Raw genomic sequence first — 21,919 nt, forward strand, 5'->3', positions numbered from 1 at the left:
TTATAGACTCTTAGCAAAAATTTCTGCTGTTTTTTTCATCTCATCTAGCCAATTTTCTGGGAGCTGATCAATGCTTATGACCTTTGAGCCAGTCTCTTTTGCTACTAAATTTGCAGCCTTTGTTGGAAACTGCGGAGCCACGAAAATAACCTTTACACCGTGCTCTTTAGCCTCTTCGATGAGCTCTTTTAACTCAGCCGGCTTTGGCTCTTTGCCCTCTATCTCGATGGCAATTTGCTCTAAGTTATAGCGTTTTGCAAAATATCCCCAAGATGGGTGATATACGATAAATTCGCGAGTTTTAACATCTTTTAGAGTATTTTTAATAAAGCTATCAAGCTCGTCAAGGCTGGCTTTAAATTTAGCTAAATTTTCCTCATAAAGCTTTGCATTTTGTGGAAATTTCTCTATTAATGCTTTAGCAATATTGTCAGCTTGAGTTTTTACTAAAATCGGATCAAGCCAAATGTGCGGATCAAGGCCATCATGATGATGGTGATGATGTTCGCCAGCTTCGTGGTCATGGTCATGATGCTCGTGATGCTCATGTTTATGCTCACCCTCATGCTTGTGCTCGTGATGTTCATGGTGTTCATGATGTTCGTGTTCATCACTCATAGCTATCTTTTCGATGCCTTCTTGTGTTTTTACAATATGTAAATTTTTAAAAGATTTTGAAAAACGCTCTAGCCAAGTATCTTCAAACTCAATGCCAATAGCAAAGTAAAGCTCACTCTTTTCAAGCTCCTTCATCTGTTTTGGCTTTGGCTCATAAGTGTGTGGATCAGCACCTTTGCCAACCATTGTATTTACGCTTAGTGTATCACCAGCGATTTGCTCAACAAAAAATTTTGTAGGCAATATACTAGTCGTAACAACTGGCTTTGCAAAAAGCGACAAAGCGCAAACTGCTAAAAAAACAAAAATCTTTCTCACCATCTCTCCTTTGTTTGAAAAAATATTGCGGAAGTTTAGCAGATTGCAACTTGGTTGCAACTTAAAGAACGAAAGCCTAAATATAGTGCTTTTTAAATGAAATTTAAAACTTTTAGCGTTAATATACAAAAAATAAAAAGGGCAAGGATGAATGCAAGAAATTTCTTAGAAGAGCATAGTATCAAGGCAACTATTTTTCGCATAAAGCTCGTTGAAATTTTGCAAAATGCCAAAACTCCATTAAGCTATGATGAAATTTTAGAAAGCCTTAATGCAAATAAAACTACTTTTTATAGAAGCATAGAAATTTTTGAAAAAAAAGGTCTTGTTATAAAAACTGAAAATAATCATAAAAGCTACTACGAACTGGCAAATGAGGCAAAAGCGTACTTTATCTGCGATGTCTGTCATAAAGTCACAAACATCGATATGCCCCATCTAAACGTCGCTAAAAATATAAAAAGCGCCGTGATAAAAGGCGTTTGTGATGAGTGTGATCACGAGTAAAGTGCGATGATCTCAGCTGGAATGGCTTTTGGACGATTTGTTTTTAGATCAACGTAAACAAACTCGGTCTTGCCGGTTGCTATTAGCTCGCCATCTTTTTTAAACTCAAAATATCTACACGAAGTCGCCTTGCCTTCAGCTTGTGTGTAAGTGTGAATTTCTACCTCATCCATTAATTTTACGCTTTTTATATATTTGGCTTCATTTTTTCTAATGAGCCAGATCTCGCCTCTTTTATACTGCGCCTCGACCGTGTCGCCAACCGCTGCAGAGTGTGCGAATGCAGCCTCTTGCATAAGAGTAAAATAATAGACATTATTCATGTGTCCATGCATATCAATGGCTTGTGGTGGGATTATTGCTTTGTAGATAAAATCTTTCATTTCTAGCCTTTTTTGCTAGAATTATAACCAAAAATAAGGAGCTAAAATGCAAAATTTATGGGATAAAAAGGCGTCAAATTATCAAAGGTTTGATGGCAAAGTAAGTGCTATTCAGCAACAAATTTTTGCTAAAGCTTTGTGCTGGGGAGTTGATTTTAGCGGTAGAGAAATTCTTGATATAGGCTGTGGTACCGGTGTTTGGACGATATTTTTGTCAAAAACTGCAAAAAATATAACAGGTATCGATAGCTCAAAAAATATGATAGAAATTTTAAATGAAGATGCCAAAAGATTTGGCGTGACAAATTTAACCAGCGAGGTTTGTTCGTGGAGAGAATTTAAGCCAGCAAAGCGCTTTGATATCGCTATTTGCACGATGAGTCCAGCGATTGCTAGCGATGAAGATTTTGTTAAATTTCATAGTATCGCAAAACAAAAACTCTATCTTGGCTGGGACAAGCCTAGAAGCTCTGATCTTCTGGAGCCATTTTTTGAAAAATTTGGCCGCACGCTCTCTCAAAAAAACGTTGTAAATAGGCTTGAAGCGTGGCTAAATGAGCAGAGTATTGCTTATAAGAGTGAAATTTTAAATGAGACAAGGATCGCTAGACGAAGCGTGCAGGAAGCTGCTGAGAATATCTGCTGGCACCTTGAGATAAACGGAGCTAAAAGCTACGATGAAAAGGTGGTTTTAGCGATGTTAAAAGAGAGATTTGACGGCGAGTTTATAGACGAGAAAATTGACTCTCAAATGAAGCTTTTTGTCTTTTAGAGCTTAAATTTAGAGCAAATTTGCTTGCCAAATTCGCTAAAAATGACGCCAAAGATAATAAGCGCTGCTCCAAAAATTTGCCAGATGCTAAGTATCTCGCCAGCTATGAAGTAGCCTATTAGCCCAGCAGAGACTGGCTCTAGGCAGAAAAATAATGCCGCCTTGCTAGCGGTCGTGTATTTTTGAGCGATGGTTTGCACAAAGTAGCAAAAGATGGTACCAATAAATGCAGTGATAAAAATTGCTATAAAAAATTCCCTATCGTAATTTGGCACCACACCACCTTCAATAAACGCAAAGACAAATGAGAGTAAAGAGACGGTGAGAAATACCATAAATACAAGCAAATAAAGCTCACACTTTCTTACAAAGTGGCCATTTAAGCTTGTGTAAAGTGCATAAAATATGGCACAAAGTAGGGCAAGTGCCTCGCCGCTCCCAAGTGCTAGTGTAGCGCCACTTAAGAGCCAAAGTCCAAAAATAGCAATAAATGCACCAAAAATAGCAAAAATAGTTATTTTATTTTTAAAAATAAGTGCTGTCATAAAAGGCACGATCACACACTCAAGCCCTGTAATAAAGGCAACACTTGAGCTAAAAGTAAGCTTTAGAGCGTAAGTTTGCGTGGCAAATGACAAAAATAGCACCGCGCCAAGGATAATGCCGTAGATGACGCTTTTTGTGTCAAATTTCTTAGTAAATTTAAGTGCAACAAAACCCATAAATATAGCTGAGAGAAAAAACCGGCAAAAGAGCATGACAAAGACGCCATTTGTCTTTAGCGCGTTTGCCATAGGTAAAAACGTAGCGCCCCAAACGATAGCAACTACGATAAGAGCGATGTCGGCTCTGTTTTGAGCGCTTAAATTTCTCATTTAAAGATCGAGTCTAGCACCTTTTTGTCGCTATCTAGGCTAAAGCCACTTCTTAGCCCCTTTTCCTTTTCACTCATCACGTTAAATAGCCCATCTAGCGTCTTTCTAGTGATATATGCGTTTAGATCCTCGCCGTCATCTGGCACATATTCGCTTGCGCCTAAATTTTTAGCTAGGCTCTTTACTGATTTTATCGTTTCGTTGTTTTTTGCTGAGCCGCCGATGAAAGAATTTAGCCCATTATAGGCGGTCGCAAAGTTATTATCACTCATCATTTTTTCAATTATCGGCGCAAATGCTGCCTTTAGCTTTTGGCTGGAGCTTTGCTGTAAATACTTCGTAACGCTGTCGCTACCACCATTAAAGAGCTTTTTGACATCTGCCTCGCTCATATTTTTTATGCTCTCGCTAAAAATTTCAGCAGCCTTTGGCACGGCCGTAGTTGCGGCGTTATTTATCGACTTGCTAAGATCCTGCGCCCACTTCTCGCCGCCTACTTTTTTGGCTAAATTTGATGCCATTTCAAGGCTTTTTGGGAGTGGGATTTTAGCTGTGGCATTGTTTATAAAGCCCTCTTTTGAAAGCTCGCTAACAGCGGCATTTAGCGCCTCGCTAACTAGGCTTTTATAGTCGCCACTTGATGCGTGAGTGGCGATTTTGACGCCTTTATTTATCATATCGTCCATGCTTGCGGCTTGTAAATTTAAAGCAAGTGCGCCACAAAGAATAACAAGAGATCTTTTCATCTTCTCTCCTTTTTAAAATTTAAAGCAAAATCATACAAAAAATATCTAAACACTTAAAATAAATTTAATCTTTTTGCACTAGAATTCACCCTTTTTTTAAAGGGAGATTATGCAACTTTTACTTCTTAGCTTCGCTCTTAGTATGGATAGTGCAGCACTAAATATGGCAAATGGTGCAAGATATAAAAATTTAGCTCTTAATAAAATTTTATTTATCGCTTTTATGCTTGGCTTTTTTCAGTTTCTTATGCCACTTCTTGGCTATCTTTTAGGTGTTAGTTTTGCAAAATTTATAAGCTCGGTTGATCATTTTATTGCATTTTTTATACTCTATTTTCTTGGTTTTAGAATGTTTGAAGAGGCCTGTAGCAAAGAGGAGTGCGAGTATCTTAAGATAGGCTTTAAGACTATTTTGTATGGAGCATTTGCTACTAGTATAGACGCTCTTGCCGTTGGCGTCACACTTAGCTTTGAAGAGATAAATATCTTTCAAAGCTCGCTCATAATCGGTGTAGTCTGCTTTGCATTAAGTTTGATTGCTTTTTATATAGGTAAATTTATGGGTAAAATTTTAGAGAAAAAGGCGCTCTTTCTGGGAGGAGCGATATTAATTTTTCTAGGTTTTAAAATTTTAATAACGCATTTAATTGGAAGCGGCGCGGTTCAATAAAAATTTAAAATAACAATTAAAAATAATATTTAAGATTAACTATATTTTAAAGCTTATATGGATAAGATTTTGATTTTTAGAAGTGGTGACCCATACGAGACTCGAACTCGTGTTACCGCCGTGAAAGGGCGATGTCCTAACCGCTAGACGAATGGGCCACATGTCGGTTATGAAGTTGGGATTATATTTCTTTTATACTTAATTTTAGTTTAATAAGGAAAAATTTTTGAAAAAAATTTTATTTACTTTGTTATCTGTTTTTATTTTTACAGGTTGCGTAGCTACCAAAACGCCGCAAAATTCACAAGCTTTTCAAGTTACTTTATTTTCTCCGATGATCAAGATAAATGACGTTGGATTTTTCCATAAATATAAAAATGAGCTAAATTTGCAAATTTATAGCTCTGGCGTAAACACCGCAAACGTAAGCATAAGAGATAAAATTTGCATAAATAATGCTTGCTTTAACAAGACTGAGTTTAATGAGAAATTTTTTCTAGCTCCGCATTATGAGAGCCTTTTTGAAGAAATTTTGCAAAAAGAAAAGATTTATGATGGCAAAGGATTGGTGAATACGGAGTGTGGTTTTAGTCAAGATCTAAGTTCATATTTTATAAAATACGAGGTTTGCGATAACTACGTCAAATTTATAGACAGCAAAAACAAAATAAGAGTGATAATAAAAGAGTTAAAATGAGATATATCGGAGCTCACGTAAGTGCTGCTGGAGGCGTGTTTAATGCACCTTTAAATGCTGCAAAAATAGGAGCAAATGCCTTTGCGCTTTTTACAAAAAATCAACGCCAGTGGAATGCAAAAGAGCTAAGTGCTAGTGAAATAGAGCAGTTTAAAGAAAACCTAAAAATTTCTGGCATAAGCACAAAGCATGTTTTGCCACACAGTAGCTACTTGATAAATTTAGGCCATCCAGATGAGGAGGCAAGAGCAAAGTCGCTTGAAGCCTTTATAGATGAGATAGATCGCGCCAGTAAGCTTGGACTAGAGCTTTTAAATTTTCATCCAGGCTCACATCTAAAACAAATAAGCGAAAAAGAGTGCTTAGATAATATCGTAAGCTGCATGAACGTGGCACTTAAGCGCACAAGCGGTGTAAAGCTAGTCATCGAAAATACAGCTGCACAAGGCTCAAATTTAGGCTTTAGTTTTAAGCAGATTGCTTATTTGATAGAGCGAGTAGACGATGAGAGTAGGGTTGGTGTTTGCTTTGATACCTGTCACGCATTTGCTGCTGGATATGATCTAAGAAGCAAAGAGGCCTACGCTAAAACGATGGGGGAATTTGATGCGATCATTGGCTATAAATTTTTATCTGGCATGCATTTAAATGATGCAAAATTCGGGCTTGGCTCTAAAAAAGATAGACACGAGAGTCTTGGCAAGGGTGAGCTTGGATTTAGTGCTTTTAAAAATATAATAAATGATGATAAAATAGGCGAAATTCCTTTAATATTAGAGACGATTGACGAGAGTATTTGGGAAGAAGAGATAAAAATTCTAAGAAATTTCGAAAAGGAAAAACTATGAAAAAAGCGCTATTAAGCATTATTATGGCATCTACTTTGCTAAATGCTGGAGGTTATAAGGTTCCTGAGCAAAGCGCTGATTCTTTAGGCCTTGCTGCTAGTAACGTGGCCTTTAGTTTTGGAGCTGATGCGGCATATTTTAATCCTGCAAATATGATGTTTTTAGATGGACGTCATCACATAGAAAGTACCCTTGGCTGGTTTCATATAAATAAGCTCGAGTTTAAAAGTGATAGTGGCAAAAGCTATAGGTCAGAAAAATTTGACTCGCTAGCTGGTACATTTAGTTTTGTAACGCCAGAAATTTATGAAAACTGGAAATTCGGTTTAGCTCTTGCCGTTCCTGCTGCTGTTGGTGTATCATGGGAGGATCCAGCTACTGCATTTACCGCTAAAAGGTTTAAGCTGCAAGTTGTTGAGTTAAATCCAACTGTGGCTTACCGCATAAACGATAAGCTCGCCGTTGCTCTTGGTGCTAGAGGTGTTTATGCCAAGGGTAAGATAGCAAGTGACTTTGGACGAATAGGCTACAGAGAGATAAAAGGTGATGGTATGGGCTATGGCTATAATGTTGCACTTACTTATAGGCCTATTGAGGATTTAAGCTTTGCCGTTACTTACCGCTCAAATGTAAATTTAGAACTTAAAGGCCATACAGATGCTGATTTTAACGGAGCGCTATCTCCTATAAGCTACCATGGCAAAACAAAAGTCGAGATCCCACTTCCTGCTCAGCTTGTACTTGCAACTGGATATAAATTTAGCGACTTTACCATTTTGCTAGCTTTTGAGAGGACGTATTGGTCTAAATTTAAAGGCTATGACTTTGAATACATGGATAAAGGTCCAGCTCACTCGCATCCAGCTTTTGCAAGATTCATGGATGATCCAGTTATCAAAAATGCAAAAGATACAAATACGTATAGACTAGGTCTTGCCTATGATGTAAATGAAAAATTTAGACTAATGGCTGGCTTTGCCTATGATGAAGACATTACAAGTAGTAAACATACTGGATTAGAGCTTCCAAATACTACGTCTAAGGTATATTCTTTTGGAGTAAATTATAAATTTACACCAAATCTTGAAATGGCACTTGGATATGTTTATCAACACCGTGATAAGAAGCGTGCGACAGGCATTTCATCAGATACTGGAAAAATGTCAGGGGAATTTGATACTGGTACGATCCAAATCCTTGGTACGACTTTTAAATATACATTTTAGTTAGGGTCAATAATGCGATACTCTTATAATAATTTTTATGAAATTTTAACCAAAGTAGCAAAGGAAAATCCAAATCAAGTAGCTCTTTTTGAAGAAAAAGAGAAGCTAAAATATCGCGAATTAAAGCAAAATGTCGATAAAGTGGCAGCTTATTTGCAACTTGCTGGAGTAAAATTTGGCGATAAAGTAGCTATGGCGGTTACAAACTCAAAAGAATTTATCATCTCATACCTTGCGACAACCGCAATAGGCGGTATCGCAGTGCCTATGAATACTTTTTTAAAAGCAAACGAGTTTGAATATATCATAAATGATTGCGGTGCAAAGGTACTTTTTGCGTCTAGCTCGCTTGCAAAAGAGTTAATCGCATTAAATGAGCTTGAAATTTTAAGAAAGATAATCTGGATCGGAGCAATACCAAAGAAACTTCAAAGTGCTTCAAAAGATGAATATATAGACACTGACGAAGAGTATGGCGAGAGCGCGTATCTTACTTCAACACCTCAAATTTCAAAAGAGGACATGAGTAAGAGCTATGAAAATAATGGCCTTGTTAAAAATGTAAATTTTACAGAAACTCTAAATCACAAATACGCTCTTAGTATCACAAAGTATCCGGCAATAGATGATTTAATGCATATAATTTACACTTCAGGCACTACCGGCAAGCCAAAAGGTGCGATGATAAGCTATAAAAATATCTTTTCAAATTTAATTGGAGCTCATGATCGTTTTATAGTGAAAAAAAGCGATCGTTTCATAGTCTTTTTACCGATGTTTCATAGTTTTACGCTAACTGCAATGGTGTTGCTTCCGATATTTGCGAGTGCTTCGATGGTTCTTGTAAAATCAGTATTTCCATTTTCAAATGTACTAAAACAAACTTTGCTAAAGCGTGTAACTGTATTTTTAGGAATCCCAGCCATCTATACAGCTATCGGTAAGGCAAAAATTCCTTGGTATTTTAGATGGTTTAACCGCATTAGATTATTTGTAAGTGGTGCAGCTCCGCTTGCAAAGCAGACGATTGATGACTTTAGAGTGAAATTTCCACGCGCAACACTTGTCGAGGGATATGGTCTTAGCGAATGCTCGCCAGTCGTAGCTGCAAATTTATATGATAAACAAAAGCTTTTAAGTGTAGGGCCTGTGCTTGATGGCTATGAGGTAAAGATCGTAAATGATGAGATGATGGAGCTTCCAGTTAGCCAGATCGGCGAGATTATCATTAAGGGCGACTGCGTCATGCAAGGCTACTATGGTATGCCAAGCATAACTGATGAGACTATCATAAACGGCTGGTTAAAGACCGGAGATCTTGGCAAAGTCGATGAAGAGGGCTTTATCTATATTGTTGATCGTAAAAAAGACCTTATAATATCAAAGGGCATTAATATCTATCCACGCGAGATCGAAGAGGTTATTTACAAACTTGAAGCAGTCGAAGCAACAGCGGTAATTGGCGTAAAAGACGTACATGCCGATGAAGAGGTTGTGGCGTTTATTCAGGTAAAAGAGGGTATGGATCTTGATGAAAAAACAGTAAGAGAGCATTTGAAGAAAAATTTAGCGAATTTCAAGATACCAAAGAGTATCTATTTTGCCGAAGAGTTGCCTAGAAATGCCACTGGTAAGGTGCTAAAACGTGTATTAAAAGAGCAAATAGAGCAGATGAAGGATAAATTTTAGTGAAATACTTGCTTGATTTTTTAAACCAGGACCTCAAAAAAAGCAAAATTTACGAGCTCATAAAGTGTGGTGACGAAGAGGGAGAAATCCTAAAATATCTAAGCAGAGCTTACGTGCAAGGAACAGCTAGTATGAGCGTTTATGAGCTACTTGGAGCTGTTTTTGGTACGCAAAACGAAAAGCAGCTTTTGTACTTAAAATTTATAAAAAATTTGCTTGATAGTGGCTGGATAGTGCAAAACTACAGCCTCTTTAAAATGCCAGAGAGCTCACAAAAAAACTCAAGTCAAGGGCTGCTTTCGCTGCTTCATTCAGAAATTTCTCTCTCAGCTACATTTTTAAAAATTCTTGAAGATGGCAACGCCGACATAAGCCTACCAGAGCACACAGCTTATGAAGATCATTTGGAGTATTTAAAAGATCAATTTTTAAAAATAGAACTTTACTCAAAGGCTGCCATTTTTGGCGATGGCTCAAATGATGCTAAAAAGCGCATAAATGAGCAAATTTCTGAGCTTACAAAGCGCATAAATGAGCGCATAAAACTAAGTAAAATTAGCCTAAAAATAGAGCAAATTTTTAAAGAAAATTCGCTTGACGAAAAAGAGCAGATTATATTTTTAGCCCTTTTAAAAGAGGAGTACGCAGGGGACTTTGAAAATGGACGCGATCTAAACACGTTAGTCGGACTAATAAGCAAAGATGAGCTTGAACGCATCAAAAATCGCACACTTTTAGAGGACGGCTCAAGGCTCATAGAGAGCGCTCTCATTGACTACGACGAGGTTTTAAACGCTTACGGCAATGTAAGCAAGAGCTTTTTTATAAATGAAGAGATCTTGCAAAGCATAATGCACCCAAAAAATGACAAAAATAGCAAAAAAATCAAGATCGAAAGCCTGGTAAAAGAGCAAGAAATTTTTGAGCTCATCGAGCCAGTAACTAGCCTAGAAGACGTCGTGCTAAACGAAAAGACAAAGCAGCTTTTAAGCACGATCCTAAAGCAAGTCGATAAAAAAGTCCTCGCCAGACTTAGTAGCTGGGGTATAAAAACTAGGAAAAACATAGATGCTAAGATCATCTTTTATGGCGAGCCTGGCACTGGCAAGACGATGAGTGCCGTTGGGCTTGCGAAGAGCCTAAAGAAGCAAATTCTAAGCTTTGATTGCTCAAAAATTTTAAGCAAATATGTCGGCGAGAGCGAGCAAAATGTAAGAAAAATTTTTGATACTTACAAAGAAATTTGCAAAAAAAGTGGCAGCGAGCCGGTGCTTTTACTAAATGAGGCCGATCAGTTCTTAAGCACAAGAGTAGAGAGCTCGAGCGGGGCTGAGAAGATGCATAATCAAATGCAAAATATCTTTTTAGAGCAGATCGAGCGCTTTGAGGGCGTGCTGATCGCTACGACAAATTTCTTGCAAAGCCTTGATGTGGCGTTTTCTAGAAGGTTTGATTATAAGATCGAGTTTAAAAAGCCTGATTTTAACGGCAGGCTTGCCATTTGGCGTAAAATTTTGCCTGAAAATGCGAGCTTTGAAGATGGCTTTAGCGTAGAAAGGCTGGCTGAGTTTAACCTAAGTGGCGCGCAGATCGTCCTTGCGCTAAAAAACACCGCTTTAAAAGTGGCGATAAAAGATGATGGGATTTTTACCTTTGAGGACTTCAAAACCACAATAGAGCGCGAGCTAAACTCAAGCTTTGGCGAGGATAAAAAGATGGGATTTGGCTCTTAAGCCTTCTCTCTTGATTTTATTGTTTGTATAAATTTAAACAAATATAAATAAACAAGAGCCTCTGACATTGGCGAGAAACCTGCTTTTGTCTAATTAGAATTTGCACGATTGTTGTCGCCAAAAATTATAGAAAGCGTTAGCTAAACTCAAGCTTTGATGAGAAAAAATAGGTTTTGACTCTTAAGCTCTTCCAAATTTTACTATCTCATGTAGCATATGCTTTTTGTTGCGAGGCGAAGTTTAAAGTGCCAGGATTACTGATCTAAACGTGGAATTTTGCTTTCATAGTTAAATTTACGTCATGATTGCCACGAAAATTTACAGCAAGCCAGATATCAGCGCATAATCACTTAGTATAAATTTATCTTGCTCGCCTGTTTCAAATTTACTACCGTAGATTTTGTAAATGAGTAAGTTTTTGTAAAACCCAAATTTTGAAATTTGCCCACTTTGTGATCGCTGTTTGGAATGCGTATGGTGCTTAGAAAGAGTTTTACTAAAACTTTGTCATTTTGTGCAATACAAAAATAGCCGTCTCACGAAGTCTAAAATAAAAAGTCCCATAAATTTCAAATTCTCTTTCATGATATTTGTAGCAGCGCTTTTTGAAATTAAAAAAGAGATGAGAAAATAGAAATTTACAGGTCTTTGAGCGCAATTCTTACACCAAAAACAAAGAATTAGTGCATGATCACTTTGATAATTAATATAAAAATTTTTGATTATATTTTTAGTAGCTAAATTTTGTAAAAAGGATTATAAATTTTAGAAATTTACTGATTGATCTTCTCAAGCAGCTCTTCGACCTCTTCAAGCGCAAAGGCCTCTTCTGAACTTTGCTTTAAAAAATTTTCCATAAATTCTTTTTTCGAGATCGCAAGGTCAAGCTCCTTGTCGCTACCCTTTTGATAAGCACCGATGCGAAGTAAGACCTCATTTTCTTTTAAAAGCGAGTAAAGGCGCTTAAATTTCATCGCATTTAGCTTATGCTCTTTACTGATCACATCTCCCATGACACGCGAGGCTGAGTTTTGGATATTGATAGGTGGATAAATTCCAAAATCCGTTAGCTCACGACTTAGCACGATGTGCCCGTCTAGGATAGAGCGGCTTTGGTCGGCTATCGGGTCGCTCATATCATCGCCCTCGACTAGCACGGTGAAAAATGCCGTGATACTGCCCTTACCCTCCTCTTTGCCGGCGCGCTCCATTAGCTGTGGCAGGAGTGTGAGCGAGCTTGGTGGATAGCCTTTTGAGGTCGGTGGCTCGCCAAGTGCAAGGCCGATCTCGCGCTGTGCCATCGCAAAACGCGTAACGCTATCCATAATGAAAAGCACGTCATTTCCCTGCTGTTTGAAGTACTCAGCCACGCTCATCGCACAAAATGCACCGTACTTTCGCATGAGCGAGCTATCATCGCTGGTCGCTACGATTATGACCGTGCCCTCTAAGTCACCACCTAGGTTTTTTTCGATAAATTCAGGCACCTCACGGCCACGCTCGCCTATTAGTGCGACTACTTTTATGGGAGCTAGCGTATTTTTTACGATCATACCCATGAGGGTTGATTTGCCCACGCCTGAACCTGCAAAAATTCCCAGCTTTTGCCCCTTGCCACAAGTAAGCAGTCCATCTATAGTCTTTATACCAACACTAAATGGCTCATTTATAAGCCCTCTTTTCATCGCATCTATCGGTGCTCTCATGATCGGCATATATTCAGTCGTCTCGATCGCTCCTTTACCATCAATGGGCTTCATAAATGGATCGACCACGCGGCCTAGCAAATTTGGCCCCACTGGTATATTCATACCTTGATCACTTTCGTAGACAAAGTCGCCTATCCTAAATCCCTCAACAAAGCCAAACGGGCTGATATAAGCTCCATCTGTCTTTATCTGCGTAACCATGCCAAGACTATTTTTGCTCTTATCTTTTGCAACTATACGCACGATGTCGCCGATGCTTGGACGAAGCCCAGTGATCTCGATAGTTGTAGCTGTGATTTTAGTTATGATGCCAAAGGTGTTTGAGAGTTTCACACCCTCTTTAAGCTTTAAATTTATATGCTCTAAGCTCAAAAATGCGTTTCCCTAGGAGAGTTTATAAGCGAGAAAAATTCTCGTCTTGTGTCTGCGTTTTTGATAAAGCAGCCTCTAAGTGCCGAGGTCGTAGTGGTTGAGTTTATCTTTTGCACACCCCTCATCTCAACGCACATATGCCTAGCCTCAACAACTACTCCAACACCTTTTGGAGCGATAACGTCCTCGAGTGCCTTTGCGATCTGCTCGGTCATCTGCTCTTGGATTTGAAGGCGTCTTGCGTATATATTTACCATGCGAGGAATTTTACTAAGGCCAACGACCTTGCCATTTGGGATGTACGCTACATGTACTCGGCCAATAATAGGCAACAAATGGTGCTCGCAAAGACTGTAAAACTCAATATTTCGCATGAGAACCATTTCATTATTTGAGCTAGTAAATAGCGCGTCACCAAGGACTTCTTTGGGATCTTGCTCGTATCCGCTGGTGAGAAATTTAAAAGCTTTGTAAACACGCTCTGGAGTTTTTAAAAGCCCCTCTCTATTTGGGTCTTCGCCAACAATTGTTAATATATTTTTGATCGAATTTTCAAAACTCTCTTGCATAAATTTTTCTCCGTAATTTTATTGCTAGATTCTACGTTAAAACGCCTTTTATATCTATAAAAATTTACAAATTTACAATGAAATAAGGAAAATTCTGCTATATTTTGAGCTAAAAATTTGTATTCATAAAGGAATTAGATGGAAATCAAAACAAAAGCTCTAGATAGCGTAAATACCTTAGCAAGCACGACTATAAGTGCAGATGCTATAAAATCTAGCGTAGAAAAACTAGCAAAAAAAGCAGCAAAAACTATGAAAGTAGATGGCTTTAGACAAGGCCATGTGCCAGTTGCTATTGTGCTAAAACGCTATGAGAAAGAGCTAACAAACGATGCTGAACAAGATGTCTTAAGAGATGTTGTTGATGAGGCTATAAAACAAGCAGGCAAGAAAAATGATGATCTTATCGGCGAGCCTATCGTTTCAAAATTTGACAGAAAAGATGGTAAGATCGACGTTGAGCTAACAGTTTCATTTAAGCCAAACGTCGATGTGAGCGGCTATGAGAGCTTGCTACCTGAGTTTTCAAACCCACGCGTTTTGAAAAAAGATATAGATGAGAAGAAAACTGAGCTTTTAAAAATGATAGCTCCACTTGAAAAAATTGATGGCAAAAGAGGTCTAAAAGTTGGCGATTTTGCTAAATTTGACTTTGAAGGCTTTGTTGATGGCGTTGCATTTGATGGTGGCAAGGCTGAAAACTACGTACTTGAGATCGGCTCAAATCAATTTATCCCAGGCTTTGAAGATGGTATGGTAGGCATAAAAGCTGGTGGTGAAAAAGATATCGAGGTTAAATTCCCAGAAAACTATGGTGCTGCACATTTAGCTGGCAAAGACGCTATCTTTAAAATAAAACTTCATGAAATTCAAGAGAGAAAAATTCCTGAAAAACTAGATGAAGAGATACTAAAAACTTTACTTCCAAATGAAGAAAAACCAACTGAAGAGTTACTTGATGAGCGCATAAAAGAGCAAATCCGTCAAGAGAAAATTTATAAACTTATAAATGATGAGCTTAAGCCAAAATTTGCTGAGGCTGCAGTTGAGAAATTTAAATTTGATGTGCCAAAAAATATTGTCGAGCAAGAGATCGATATGCAGTTTAGAAACGCATGGAGCTCATTTACCCCAGACGATATGAAGAAATTTAGAGAAGACAAAGATGCTCTAGCTAAAAAACGTGACGAGTATAGAAAAGATGCTGAAAATAGCGTTCGCCTAACTTTCATCATCGATGAGCTAGCTCGCGTAAGAGGCGTGAAAGTGAGCGATCAAGAGGTCGTTCAAGCGATCTATTTTGAGGCATATAGAAGCGGCCAAGATCCAAAAGCGCACCTTGAGATGTACCGCAACCAAGGCATGCTTCCAGCTATAAAGATGTCAATGATCGAAGAGAAGCTATTTAGCGAGCTTTTCAACAAAGAAAAAGACGAGAAAAAAGCAAGCAAAAAAGAGAAGGCTGAGTAATGAGCTATTACGTTCCTGTCGTAGTTGAAAGAACTAGTAGAGGTGAGCGAAGCTATGATATATACTCCCGTCTTTTAAAAGACAGGATCGTTATGCTAAGTGGCGAGATAGAGGACGGCATGGCTGCTTCTATCGTCGCTCAGCTGCTATTTTTAGAGGCCGAAGATCCAGATAAAGATATCTACCTTTATATAAACTCACCAGGCGGCGTGATAACAAGTGGCTTTAGCATATATGACACGATGAACTACATAAAGCCAGATGTTTGCACGATCTGCATAGGTCAGGCTGCAAGTATGGGTGCATTTTTACTAAGCTGCGGCACGCCTGGAAAGAGATATGCACTGCCAAATTCTCGTATCATGATACACCAACCACTTGGCGGCGCTAGAGGTCAAGCGACTGATATCGAGATACAAGCTCGTGAAATTTTGCGTATGAAAGAGATTTTAAATGGAATTTTGGCAAAAAATACAGGTCAAAAGCTAAGTAAGATCGTAAAAGATACTGAACGTGACTTCTTTATGAGTTCGGCCGAAGCCAAAGAGTACGGACTTGTTGATAAAATTTTGGAGAAAAGTTTTAAATAAGGCCCAAAGTGATAAAGATAGATAATGCACCAGACCCTAAGAAAAAAGCGGTTGAGGTAAAACATATTCTAGAAAAAGAAAAGGTAGATATCTACAGATTTTCAGAAAATGTTTTGCATGAATTAAGTGACGATAATGTTCCATCTACGCCAAATAATTACTCTATTTATTTTGAGAAAATGCTTGATGGACAGCCTGATGAATTTAGAAAAGAGATCGGCGATATGATAGTCATAAATTCCGAGATCTCAGTACCATCGGGCAGCAATATCTCTATTGAAAAAGAGATAAAGCAAGGATTTATCCAGATAAAAAGCATGCTTCAAGCCGTGGTGCTAATCTATAAAAATTTAGGCATCATGAGAGGCCTAGTACAAAAGCGCATGGATGCACTCAAAAATAATACAAATATCCTAGCTCTTCAAAATGTTTTAAGCGCATTTAATCATGACCTAATAAAATTAAACAGCCTTATGGATAAGCATCTTGATGTCATTAAAGTAAGCTATGACGAAGTAGCTAAGATGCTTAAATCTATTGAAGAGCAGTCGATTTATGATACGACATATGACGTTTATAATAAAAAATTTCTAGTAGCCACAGTACAAAGTGAAGTAGAAGCCGTTAAAAGATATGGTTATAACGCATCGTTTTTACTAGTAAGAGCAAAAGATAGATTTACAAATCGTGTTAAAAATTTAAAAGAGCGAAACAATATGTATAAAGCTATATCACAGCTTCTTTTAAGAACTTCTAGAAGGAGCGATATAGTAGCTCATTACGGTGATGGCTGTTTTGCTATGGTTATGAAATATACTGACGAAAATGGTACAAAACAAGCTGGTAGCAGAATTTTAAATATGCTTTCATCTATACCTTGGAAGATAGATGGTGAAGAGTGCAAGCTTGATATCCAAGTGGTTTCAAGCATGATAACAAAAACAAGAAGTGCTGAAGAACTAATCTCTTACTCGTTAGATCAACTAATACTAACACAAGATGATGAGCAGCCTATATTTTTGGGTGAATAAGTAGGAGTTTGAGCTTGATCTTAGAGGTTTTATCTTATCCAAATAAAAAGCTTTATGAAGTCTCAAAAGAGGTTAAAATTTTTGATGAGGAACTTCACAAACTACTTGATGATATGTATGATACGATGATTGCAAAAGAGGGCATCGGCCTTGCTGCTATTCAGATAGGTGTCGCAAAAAGAATTTTTATTATAAATCTAGCCAATGACGAGGGCGTGCAAGATAAAGAAAATTTAATCGAAATCATAAACCCAAAATTTGAACTACGTGAGGGTGAGTGTGTCTATCAAGAGGGCTGCCTTAGTGTACCCGGATATTATGAAGATGTAAAAAGAAATGAGGTTGTGGCTATCAAATATCAAGACCGCTTTGGCAAAGAGCAAAGCTTAAAGGCTGATGGGCTTTTAGCTATCGCTATCCAGCATGAAAATGATCATTTAGATGGACATCTTTTTATAGAAAAAATCGGCTTTAATAAACGTAAAAAATTTGATAAGGAATACAAAAAGCAAAAAAAAGAAAAAGCTTCATGAAGTCTTTAAGATGTGCTACTTACGGCGATGGACTAAAGATAATTGACGTTGAGTCTATCTTCTCTCGCGGGCTTCCTGGTTTTAGCATCGTTGGGCTTGCAAGCACAAGTATAAAAGAGAGCACAGAACGCGTAAAAGCAGCACTTCTAGCACTTGATTTTTCCTTTCCAGCACAAAAGATAACCATAAATTTATCCCCTTCAGATCTGCCAAAAAGTGGCTCACATTTTGACCTAGCTATCGCTCTTCTTATAGCTCTTCAAAAAGCAAAAAGCTTAGAGAAAATTTTTGTCTTTGGCGAGCTTGGGCTTGATGGAAGCGTAAAAAGCACAGCAAATTTATTCTCGATCCTTCTTTTTTTAAGCACGCAGGTAAAAAACGTAAAAGTCTTAGTGCCAAAAGAGATAGCACAAAAAGCTTCTATGATCCCAAATTTAGAGATTTATGCGGTTAGTACTCTAGAGGAAGCGATTAGATTTTTTAGTGACGCAGAATTTGCAAAAAGTATACGTTTTAACGCTACGCATGAGCTATTTTTAAACGTGATAGAAATTTCTGGCAAAAGATATGTTCCAAATTTAAACTTCGAGCTTGATTTTAAGGACGTTTTGGGTCAAGAAAGAGCCAAAAGAGCCTGCGTTATCGCAGCCGTTGGCATGCACAATATTTTATTTGAAGGCAGCCCGGGTAGCGGCAAAAGCATGTGTGCAAAACGCCTCGTTTACATTATGGCGCCACAAAGCCTAGAAGAGGTACTAAAGTCTGCCGCTTACCGCTCTTTAAACCTTCAAGATAGTGAATTTACAAGCACTAGAGCTTTTCGCTCACCACATCATACCTCGACAAAAAGTTCAATATTTGGTGGTGGCTCAAATGTCGCAAAGATCGGCGAAATCGCACTTGCAAATGGTGGAGTGCTATTTTTTGACGAATTTCCACACTTTTCTAAACAAGTGATCGAGAGCCTCAGAGAGCCACTAGAGGACAACCAAATCCACATCGCAAGAGTGAATTCAAAAGTGACTTATGAGACTAAATTTATCTTCGTAGCAGCTCAAAATCCATGCCCTTGCGGAAATTTATTCTCTCGCAACCTAAATTGCAAATGCAGCGAAAATGAGATAAAAAACTACAAATCAAGAATTTCAGCTCCAGTGCTTGACCGCATTGATTTAAAAGTTGCTATGGACGAGAGCTCGCCAAGCGACAAGGCTAGTTTGAGCTCACAGCAGATGAGTGATATGGTCTTAAAAGCCTTTATATTTCAAAAAAAACGCAATCAAGATGAGCTAAACGGCAAGCTAAATGACGCACAAGTAGAAAAATTTTGTCTACTGGATAATGAAGCAAGAGAAATTTTACAAAAGGCAGCCTCGAGGTACAATCTTTCTCAAAGAGGCATAAAAAGAACACTTAGAGTGGCTAGAAGTATCGCTGACCTTGATGAGAGCGAGCAAATTTTAAAGCCCCACATCTTAGAGGCACTTAGTTTTAGGGCATAGAATGAAAAATTTATATTTAGACACGAGAGTTTTAGACGAGAGGGCAGGCGAGAAATTTGGACTTAGCGAAGAAATTTTAATGGAAAACGCTGCCGCTGGCATAGCAAATTTCATCCGTAAGAAATTTAAAAAAGGCGAGAGGGTGCTTGGCATTTGCGGTGGTGGAAATAATGGCGCAGACGTGCTTTGTGCTTTAAGGATGTTAGAGGGCGAGTTTGAATGCGAATTTATCTTAGCTAGTCAGAATTTAAAGCCACTAGCCATTAAGCAGCTTGAGAGAGCTAAATCTGCTGGCATGCGTGAGTGTAAAGATGTAGAAAATGGCTTAAATGGTGCAAAATGCGTCATAGACGGACTTTTTGGCTCTGGCTTAAATAGAAATTTAGACAAAAAGCACATAGAGCTCATCTCAAAAATAAACGCCAGCCTCGCTTACATCATCGCTTGTGATGTACCAAGCGGGCTAAGTAGCGATGGCAAGTTGCTTGGCTCTTGCGTAAAAGCGGACATCACGATCACGATGGGAGCTAGAAAGCTTGGGCTTTATAGCGACGCTGCAAAAGACTTTGTTGGCAAGGTAAAGCTCGCTACTCTTGGCATAAGCGCTCAAAACTATGAGTGCGAAAGCGACTATCACTTGCTTGAAAAACGCGACCTTGTGCTTCCAAATAGAAAAAATCAGTGCGTAAATAAGGGCGACTTTGGCCACGCATTTATCATATCTGGCGAGCGCATAGGAGCTAGCATGCTTTGCGCAAAGGCAGCATTTGCCTTTGGGGCTGGACTAGTTAGCGTCATAGGCGAGCAGGACTTAAATTTACCAACGCAGATCATGCAAGCAAGTAAGATAAGCGATAAAATGAACGCTGGAGCCCTTGGCATGGGGCTTGGCAAAAAGGGCATAGAAGAGCTTGATACGCAAATTTTAAAGAGCAAAAAGCTAGTGCTTGACGCTGATATCTTTTACAGCGCAAAAGTGCTTGATCTACTAAATGAAAACTGTGTTTTAACGCCCCATCCAAAGGAATTTTGCTCACTTTTAAAGCTTTGTAATATAGCAGATATCGACGTAAAAACATTACAAGAAAATAGATTTACTTATGCTAAATCTTGGAGCGAGAAATTTAAGGCTGTGCTAGTACTTAAAGGCGCAAATACGATAATCGCTAAAGACGGACAAATTTATATCATGCCTTATGGTAAAAATATACTTGCAAAAGGTGGCAGTGGTGACGTGCTAAGCGGACTTGTGCTTGCTCTTTTAGCTCAAGGCTACGAGCCACTGGATGCTGCTATCTCGGCTACACTAGCTCATGCACTAAGCCTTAAAAATTTCAAAAAAAATAGCTATGCGCTTAGCCCAACAGACATTATAAAAGGAGTAAAATGCTTACGAAAAAGATAGCCGTACTTTTTAGTGGTAGTGGCTCAAATTTAGAGGCGATACTTAAAAAAGTTCATAATCAAATTTTTAATGGTATAAAAATCGAAGTTTGTCTTTGTATCTGCAACAAGCCAGGCGCATATGGCATAGAGCGCGCTAAGAAATTTGGGCTTGAGACGACGATAATAGAGAGTGCCAAATTTGCAAATAGAGAAGAATTTGACGCAGCAGTTGTGGAGCAAATTTTAAAAAGCGGCGCTGAACTAACGGTGCTTGCTGGGTTTATGAGGATATTAACTCCTGTTTTTACATCACAGATAAAAGCTATAAATTTACACCCTTCCATATTGCCACTTTTTAAAGGCGCTCATGCGATAAAAGAGAGCTTTGCGAGCGATATGATGCTCGGCGGAGTTAGCGTGCACTACGTGAGCGAGGAGCTTGACGGAGGTAAACTCATCGCACAAAGAGCGTTTGAAAGAGAAGATGGTATGAGCTTGGAGGACTGGGAGAGTAAAATTCATGCGATAGAGCATAAAATTTTGCCTGAGAGCATAATAAAAATTATAACAAAGGAAACAAATGTTTGAATGGATGACTTCGCCAGAAGCGTGGATATCACTACTTACGTTAACTGGCTTAGAGATAGTTTTAGGCATAGATAATATTATATTTATCGCTATTTTGGTGGGCAAACTACCGCCAGAGCAGCGCGGCAGTGGTAGGATTGTTGGCCTAGGGCTAGCTATGGTGACTAGAATTTTACTTTTACTTTCATTGTTTTGGATTATGAAGCTTACGAAGCCGCTCTTTACTATCGCAGAATTTAGCATAAGTGGCAGGGATTTGGTGCTTATACTGGGAGGTCTATTTTTACTTGTAAAATCAACCCTTGAAATACATTCTAGTGTTTCTGGCGAAAGCGAAGAGCATCAAAAAAGTAAAAAATCACATGCAAATTTTTTGGTCATTGTAAGTGAGATAGCTGTTTTGGATATTGTTTTTTCTCTTGATAGTGTTATCACGGCTGTTGGTATGGCTGAGCATATAGAGATAATGATCATAGCTGTTATTTTAGCAGTTGGTGTAATGATGGTAGCGTCAAAAGGTATTTCTAATTTTGTGGACAATAATCCAACAATAAAAATTTTAGCACTTGCATTTTTGGTGCTTGTGGGTATGACACTAGTTGCTGAAGGATTAGGTTTTCATATTCCAAAGGGATATATCTATTTTGCTATGGCGTTTTCATTGGCAGTGGAAAGTATAAATATCTATGCTAAAAAGAAAATGTTAGCTAAATAATATTTTTACGCCGATGAAAAGCTAATGATAGGATAGATAAAATGTCAATCAAAAAATTCTAGCCCGAAAAGATAAATCTGTTTAAATTTGAAGGTAAAATTTTGATAAGCATGAAAGGTGTAATAGAAAATAGATCAATGTTTATTTAGTTGTATATTAGTTAAAATATTCATGTCAAGCTACTTAAAAATCAGTAAAATAAAGGTCAGGTTTTATAGTTAGGTAGTAAAATAGAGAAGCATAAAAAGTTGGCTTGTATAAAAAATTATGTATTTTGTGAAGTATTAATTAATATTTTGATCGAATTATTTTTTATATATAATTTCTATTAATTTAAGTGTTTTTTAATTGACTTTATAAAAAAAACAAGTT

Annotated in this window: 22 protein-coding genes and 1 tRNA gene; 16 read left to right on the forward strand and 7 right to left on the reverse strand. The window is 38.0% G+C overall.

What is annotated here, in order from left to right:
- Window positions 1-936 carry a metal ABC transporter solute-binding protein, Zn/Mn family gene (locus tag FZ940_RS04895; RefSeq protein WP_148821720.1) on the reverse strand — a complete coding sequence of 312 codons (936 nt, stop codon included), beginning with the start codon at window positions 934-936 and terminating at the stop codon, window positions 1-3.
- A 147-nt stretch (window positions 937-1,083) separates the two neighbouring features.
- On the opposite strand from FZ940_RS04895, the gene FZ940_RS04900 reads away from it, so the two are divergent.
- Entirely contained in the window at window positions 1,084-1,443 is a 360-nt protein-coding gene (locus FZ940_RS04900; protein ID WP_148821722.1) for a Fur family transcriptional regulator, read from the forward strand.
- On the opposite strand, the gene FZ940_RS04905 is transcribed toward FZ940_RS04900, so the two are convergent.
- Entirely contained in the window at window positions 1,434-1,826 is a 393-nt protein-coding gene (locus tag FZ940_RS04905) for an acyl-CoA thioesterase (RefSeq protein ID WP_148821724.1), read from the reverse strand. The two genes, FZ940_RS04900 and FZ940_RS04905, sit on opposite strands and share 10 nt — an antisense overlap.
- Before the next feature lie 46 nt (window positions 1,827-1,872).
- Between FZ940_RS04905 and FZ940_RS04910 the strand changes: the two genes are divergently transcribed.
- Window positions 1,873-2,598 carry a class I SAM-dependent methyltransferase gene (locus FZ940_RS04910; RefSeq protein ID WP_148821726.1) on the forward strand — a complete coding sequence of 242 codons (726 nt, stop codon included), beginning with the start codon at window positions 1,873-1,875 and terminating at the stop codon, window positions 2,596-2,598.
- On the opposite strand, the gene FZ940_RS04915 is transcribed toward FZ940_RS04910, so the two are convergent.
- Both FZ940_RS04915 and FZ940_RS04920 read right to left on the reverse strand, forming a co-directional pair.
- Window positions 2,595-3,473 (reverse strand): DMT family transporter, encoded by an 879-nt coding sequence (locus FZ940_RS04915; RefSeq protein WP_148821728.1) that lies wholly within the window; start codon window positions 3,471-3,473, stop codon window positions 2,595-2,597. The genes FZ940_RS04910 and FZ940_RS04915 overlap by 4 nt on opposite strands.
- Entirely contained in the window at window positions 3,470-4,219 is a 750-nt protein-coding gene (locus FZ940_RS04920) for a DUF4197 domain-containing protein (RefSeq protein WP_148821730.1), read from the reverse strand. Before FZ940_RS04920 ends, FZ940_RS04915 begins: the two co-directional genes overlap by 4 nt.
- A 109-nt stretch (window positions 4,220-4,328) precedes the next feature.
- Between FZ940_RS04920 and FZ940_RS04925 the strand changes: the two genes are divergently transcribed.
- On the forward strand, window positions 4,329-4,889 hold the full coding sequence (locus tag FZ940_RS04925; protein ID WP_148821731.1) for a manganese efflux pump MntP: 561 nt from the start codon (window positions 4,329-4,331) through the stop codon (window positions 4,887-4,889).
- A gap of 83 nt (window positions 4,890-4,972) precedes the next feature.
- On the opposite strand, the gene FZ940_RS04930 is transcribed toward FZ940_RS04925, so the two are convergent.
- Window positions 4,973-5,047, reverse strand: a tRNA-Glu gene (locus tag FZ940_RS04930).
- A gap of 68 nt (window positions 5,048-5,115) precedes the next feature.
- Between FZ940_RS04930 and FZ940_RS04935 the strand changes: the two genes are divergently transcribed.
- Genes FZ940_RS04935 through FZ940_RS04955 form a run of 5 tightly spaced genes read left to right on the forward strand, consistent with a single transcriptional unit; the run spans window position 5,116 to window position 11,082 of the window.
- On the forward strand, window positions 5,116-5,586 hold the full coding sequence (locus FZ940_RS04935) for a hypothetical protein (protein ID WP_148821733.1): 471 nt from the start codon (window positions 5,116-5,118) through the stop codon (window positions 5,584-5,586).
- Complete coding sequence (gene nfo / locus FZ940_RS04940; protein ID WP_148821735.1) at window positions 5,583-6,434, forward strand: deoxyribonuclease IV; 852 nt, start codon at window positions 5,583-5,585, stop codon at window positions 6,432-6,434. Before FZ940_RS04935 ends, nfo begins: the two co-directional genes overlap by 4 nt.
- Entirely contained in the window at window positions 6,431-7,660 is a 1,230-nt protein-coding gene (locus FZ940_RS04945; protein ID WP_148821737.1) for an OmpP1/FadL family transporter, read from the forward strand. Before nfo ends, FZ940_RS04945 begins: the two co-directional genes overlap by 4 nt.
- A 12-nt stretch (window positions 7,661-7,672) precedes the next feature.
- The gene (locus FZ940_RS04950) at window positions 7,673-9,349 is read left to right on the forward strand and encodes a fatty acid--CoA ligase (RefSeq protein ID WP_148821739.1); all 1,677 of its coding nucleotides are present in this window, start codon (window positions 7,673-7,675) and stop codon (window positions 9,347-9,349) included.
- A complete protein-coding gene (locus tag FZ940_RS04955) occupies window positions 9,349-11,082 on the forward strand; it encodes an ATP-binding protein (RefSeq protein ID WP_148821741.1) in 1,734 nt (577 codons plus the stop codon). Before FZ940_RS04950 ends, FZ940_RS04955 begins: the two co-directional genes overlap by 1 nt.
- 773 nt (window positions 11,083-11,855) lie before the next feature.
- Here FZ940_RS04955 and fliI read toward each other — a convergent pair.
- Both fliI and folE read right to left on the reverse strand, forming a co-directional pair.
- A complete protein-coding gene (gene fliI / locus FZ940_RS04960; RefSeq protein WP_410368986.1) occupies window positions 11,856-13,148 on the reverse strand; it encodes a flagellar protein export ATPase FliI in 1,293 nt (430 codons plus the stop codon).
- Between the two features lie 11 nt (window positions 13,149-13,159).
- Window positions 13,160-13,732 carry a GTP cyclohydrolase I FolE gene (folE, locus tag FZ940_RS04965; RefSeq protein ID WP_148821745.1) on the reverse strand — a complete coding sequence of 191 codons (573 nt, stop codon included), beginning with the start codon at window positions 13,730-13,732 and terminating at the stop codon, window positions 13,160-13,162.
- A gap of 138 nt (window positions 13,733-13,870) precedes the next feature.
- Between folE and tig the strand changes: the two genes are divergently transcribed.
- The 8 genes from tig to FZ940_RS05005 are packed head-to-tail and all read left to right on the forward strand — an operon-like array spanning window position 13,871 to window position 21,547.
- Window positions 13,871-15,202 carry a trigger factor gene (gene tig, locus FZ940_RS04970; RefSeq protein WP_148821747.1) on the forward strand — a complete coding sequence of 444 codons (1,332 nt, stop codon included), beginning with the start codon at window positions 13,871-13,873 and terminating at the stop codon, window positions 15,200-15,202.
- A complete protein-coding gene (gene clpP, locus FZ940_RS04975; RefSeq protein WP_085657936.1) occupies window positions 15,202-15,792 on the forward strand; it encodes an ATP-dependent Clp endopeptidase proteolytic subunit ClpP in 591 nt (196 codons plus the stop codon). Before tig ends, clpP begins: the two co-directional genes overlap by 1 nt.
- A gap of 8 nt (window positions 15,793-15,800) precedes the next feature.
- Window positions 15,801-16,823 carry a GGDEF domain-containing protein gene (locus tag FZ940_RS04980; protein WP_087577215.1) on the forward strand — a complete coding sequence of 341 codons (1,023 nt, stop codon included), beginning with the start codon at window positions 15,801-15,803 and terminating at the stop codon, window positions 16,821-16,823.
- Window positions 16,824-16,837: 14 nt separating this feature from the next.
- Complete coding sequence (gene def, locus FZ940_RS04985; RefSeq protein ID WP_103600693.1) at window positions 16,838-17,356, forward strand: peptide deformylase; 519 nt, start codon at window positions 16,838-16,840, stop codon at window positions 17,354-17,356.
- Complete coding sequence (locus tag FZ940_RS04990; protein ID WP_148821749.1) at window positions 17,353-18,858, forward strand: YifB family Mg chelatase-like AAA ATPase; 1,506 nt, start codon at window positions 17,353-17,355, stop codon at window positions 18,856-18,858. Before def ends, FZ940_RS04990 begins: the two co-directional genes overlap by 4 nt.
- A 1-nt stretch (window position 18,859) precedes the next feature.
- The gene (locus tag FZ940_RS04995; RefSeq protein WP_148821751.1) at window positions 18,860-20,263 is read left to right on the forward strand and encodes an NAD(P)H-hydrate dehydratase; all 1,404 of its coding nucleotides are present in this window, start codon (window positions 18,860-18,862) and stop codon (window positions 20,261-20,263) included.
- Window positions 20,245-20,832, forward strand: a complete 588-nt coding sequence (gene purN, locus FZ940_RS05000; protein ID WP_148821753.1) for a phosphoribosylglycinamide formyltransferase — start codon at window positions 20,245-20,247, stop codon at window positions 20,830-20,832. The genes FZ940_RS04995 and purN overlap by 19 nt, the downstream gene beginning before the upstream one ends.
- Window positions 20,825-21,547, forward strand: coding sequence for a TerC family protein (locus tag FZ940_RS05005; protein ID WP_148821754.1), 723 nt, complete (start codon window positions 20,825-20,827; stop codon window positions 21,545-21,547). The genes purN and FZ940_RS05005 overlap by 8 nt, the downstream gene beginning before the upstream one ends.
- The last annotated feature ends 372 nt before the right edge of the window (window positions 21,548-21,919 follow it).

It is taken from the genome of Campylobacter concisus, assembly GCF_902460415.1.
GTDB lineage: Bacteria > Campylobacterota > Campylobacteria > Campylobacterales > Campylobacteraceae > Campylobacter_A > Campylobacter_A concisus_Y.

What these genes read in the sequence shown, in the direction of transcription:
- FZ940_RS04905 (WP_148821724.1), bottom strand. Translation starts at nt 1,826, where the DNA reads ATGAAAGATTTTATCTACAAAGCAATAATCCCACCACAAGCCATTGAT.
- clpP (WP_085657936.1), top strand. Translation starts at nt 15,202, where the DNA reads ATGAGCTATTACGTTCCTGTCGTAGTTGAAAGAACTAGTAGAGGTGAG.
- FZ940_RS04910 (WP_148821726.1), top strand. Translation starts at nt 1,873, where the DNA reads ATGCAAAATTTATGGGATAAAAAGGCGTCAAATTATCAAAGGTTTGAT.
- tig (WP_148821747.1), top strand. Translation starts at nt 13,871, where the DNA reads ATGGAAATCAAAACAAAAGCTCTAGATAGCGTAAATACCTTAGCAAGC.
- folE (WP_148821745.1), bottom strand. Translation starts at nt 13,732, where the DNA reads ATGCAAGAGAGTTTTGAAAATTCGATCAAAAATATATTAACAATTGTT.
- nfo (WP_148821735.1), top strand. Translation starts at nt 5,583, where the DNA reads ATGAGATATATCGGAGCTCACGTAAGTGCTGCTGGAGGCGTGTTTAAT.
- FZ940_RS04900 (WP_148821722.1), top strand. Translation starts at nt 1,084, where the DNA reads ATGAATGCAAGAAATTTCTTAGAAGAGCATAGTATCAAGGCAACTATT.
- FZ940_RS05005 (WP_148821754.1), top strand. Translation starts at nt 20,825, where the DNA reads ATGTTTGAATGGATGACTTCGCCAGAAGCGTGGATATCACTACTTACG.
- FZ940_RS04925 (WP_148821731.1), top strand. Translation starts at nt 4,329, where the DNA reads ATGCAACTTTTACTTCTTAGCTTCGCTCTTAGTATGGATAGTGCAGCA.
- FZ940_RS04950 (WP_148821739.1), top strand. Translation starts at nt 7,673, where the DNA reads ATGCGATACTCTTATAATAATTTTTATGAAATTTTAACCAAAGTAGCA.
- FZ940_RS04990 (WP_148821749.1), top strand. Translation starts at nt 17,353, where the DNA reads ATGAAGTCTTTAAGATGTGCTACTTACGGCGATGGACTAAAGATAATT.
- purN (WP_148821753.1), top strand. Translation starts at nt 20,245, where the DNA reads ATGCTTACGAAAAAGATAGCCGTACTTTTTAGTGGTAGTGGCTCAAAT.
- FZ940_RS04995 (WP_148821751.1), top strand. Translation starts at nt 18,860, where the DNA reads ATGAAAAATTTATATTTAGACACGAGAGTTTTAGACGAGAGGGCAGGC.
- FZ940_RS04915 (WP_148821728.1), bottom strand. Translation starts at nt 3,473, where the DNA reads ATGAGAAATTTAAGCGCTCAAAACAGAGCCGACATCGCTCTTATCGTA.
- FZ940_RS04945 (WP_148821737.1), top strand. Translation starts at nt 6,431, where the DNA reads ATGAAAAAAGCGCTATTAAGCATTATTATGGCATCTACTTTGCTAAAT.
- FZ940_RS04920 (WP_148821730.1), bottom strand. Translation starts at nt 4,219, where the DNA reads ATGAAAAGATCTCTTGTTATTCTTTGTGGCGCACTTGCTTTAAATTTA.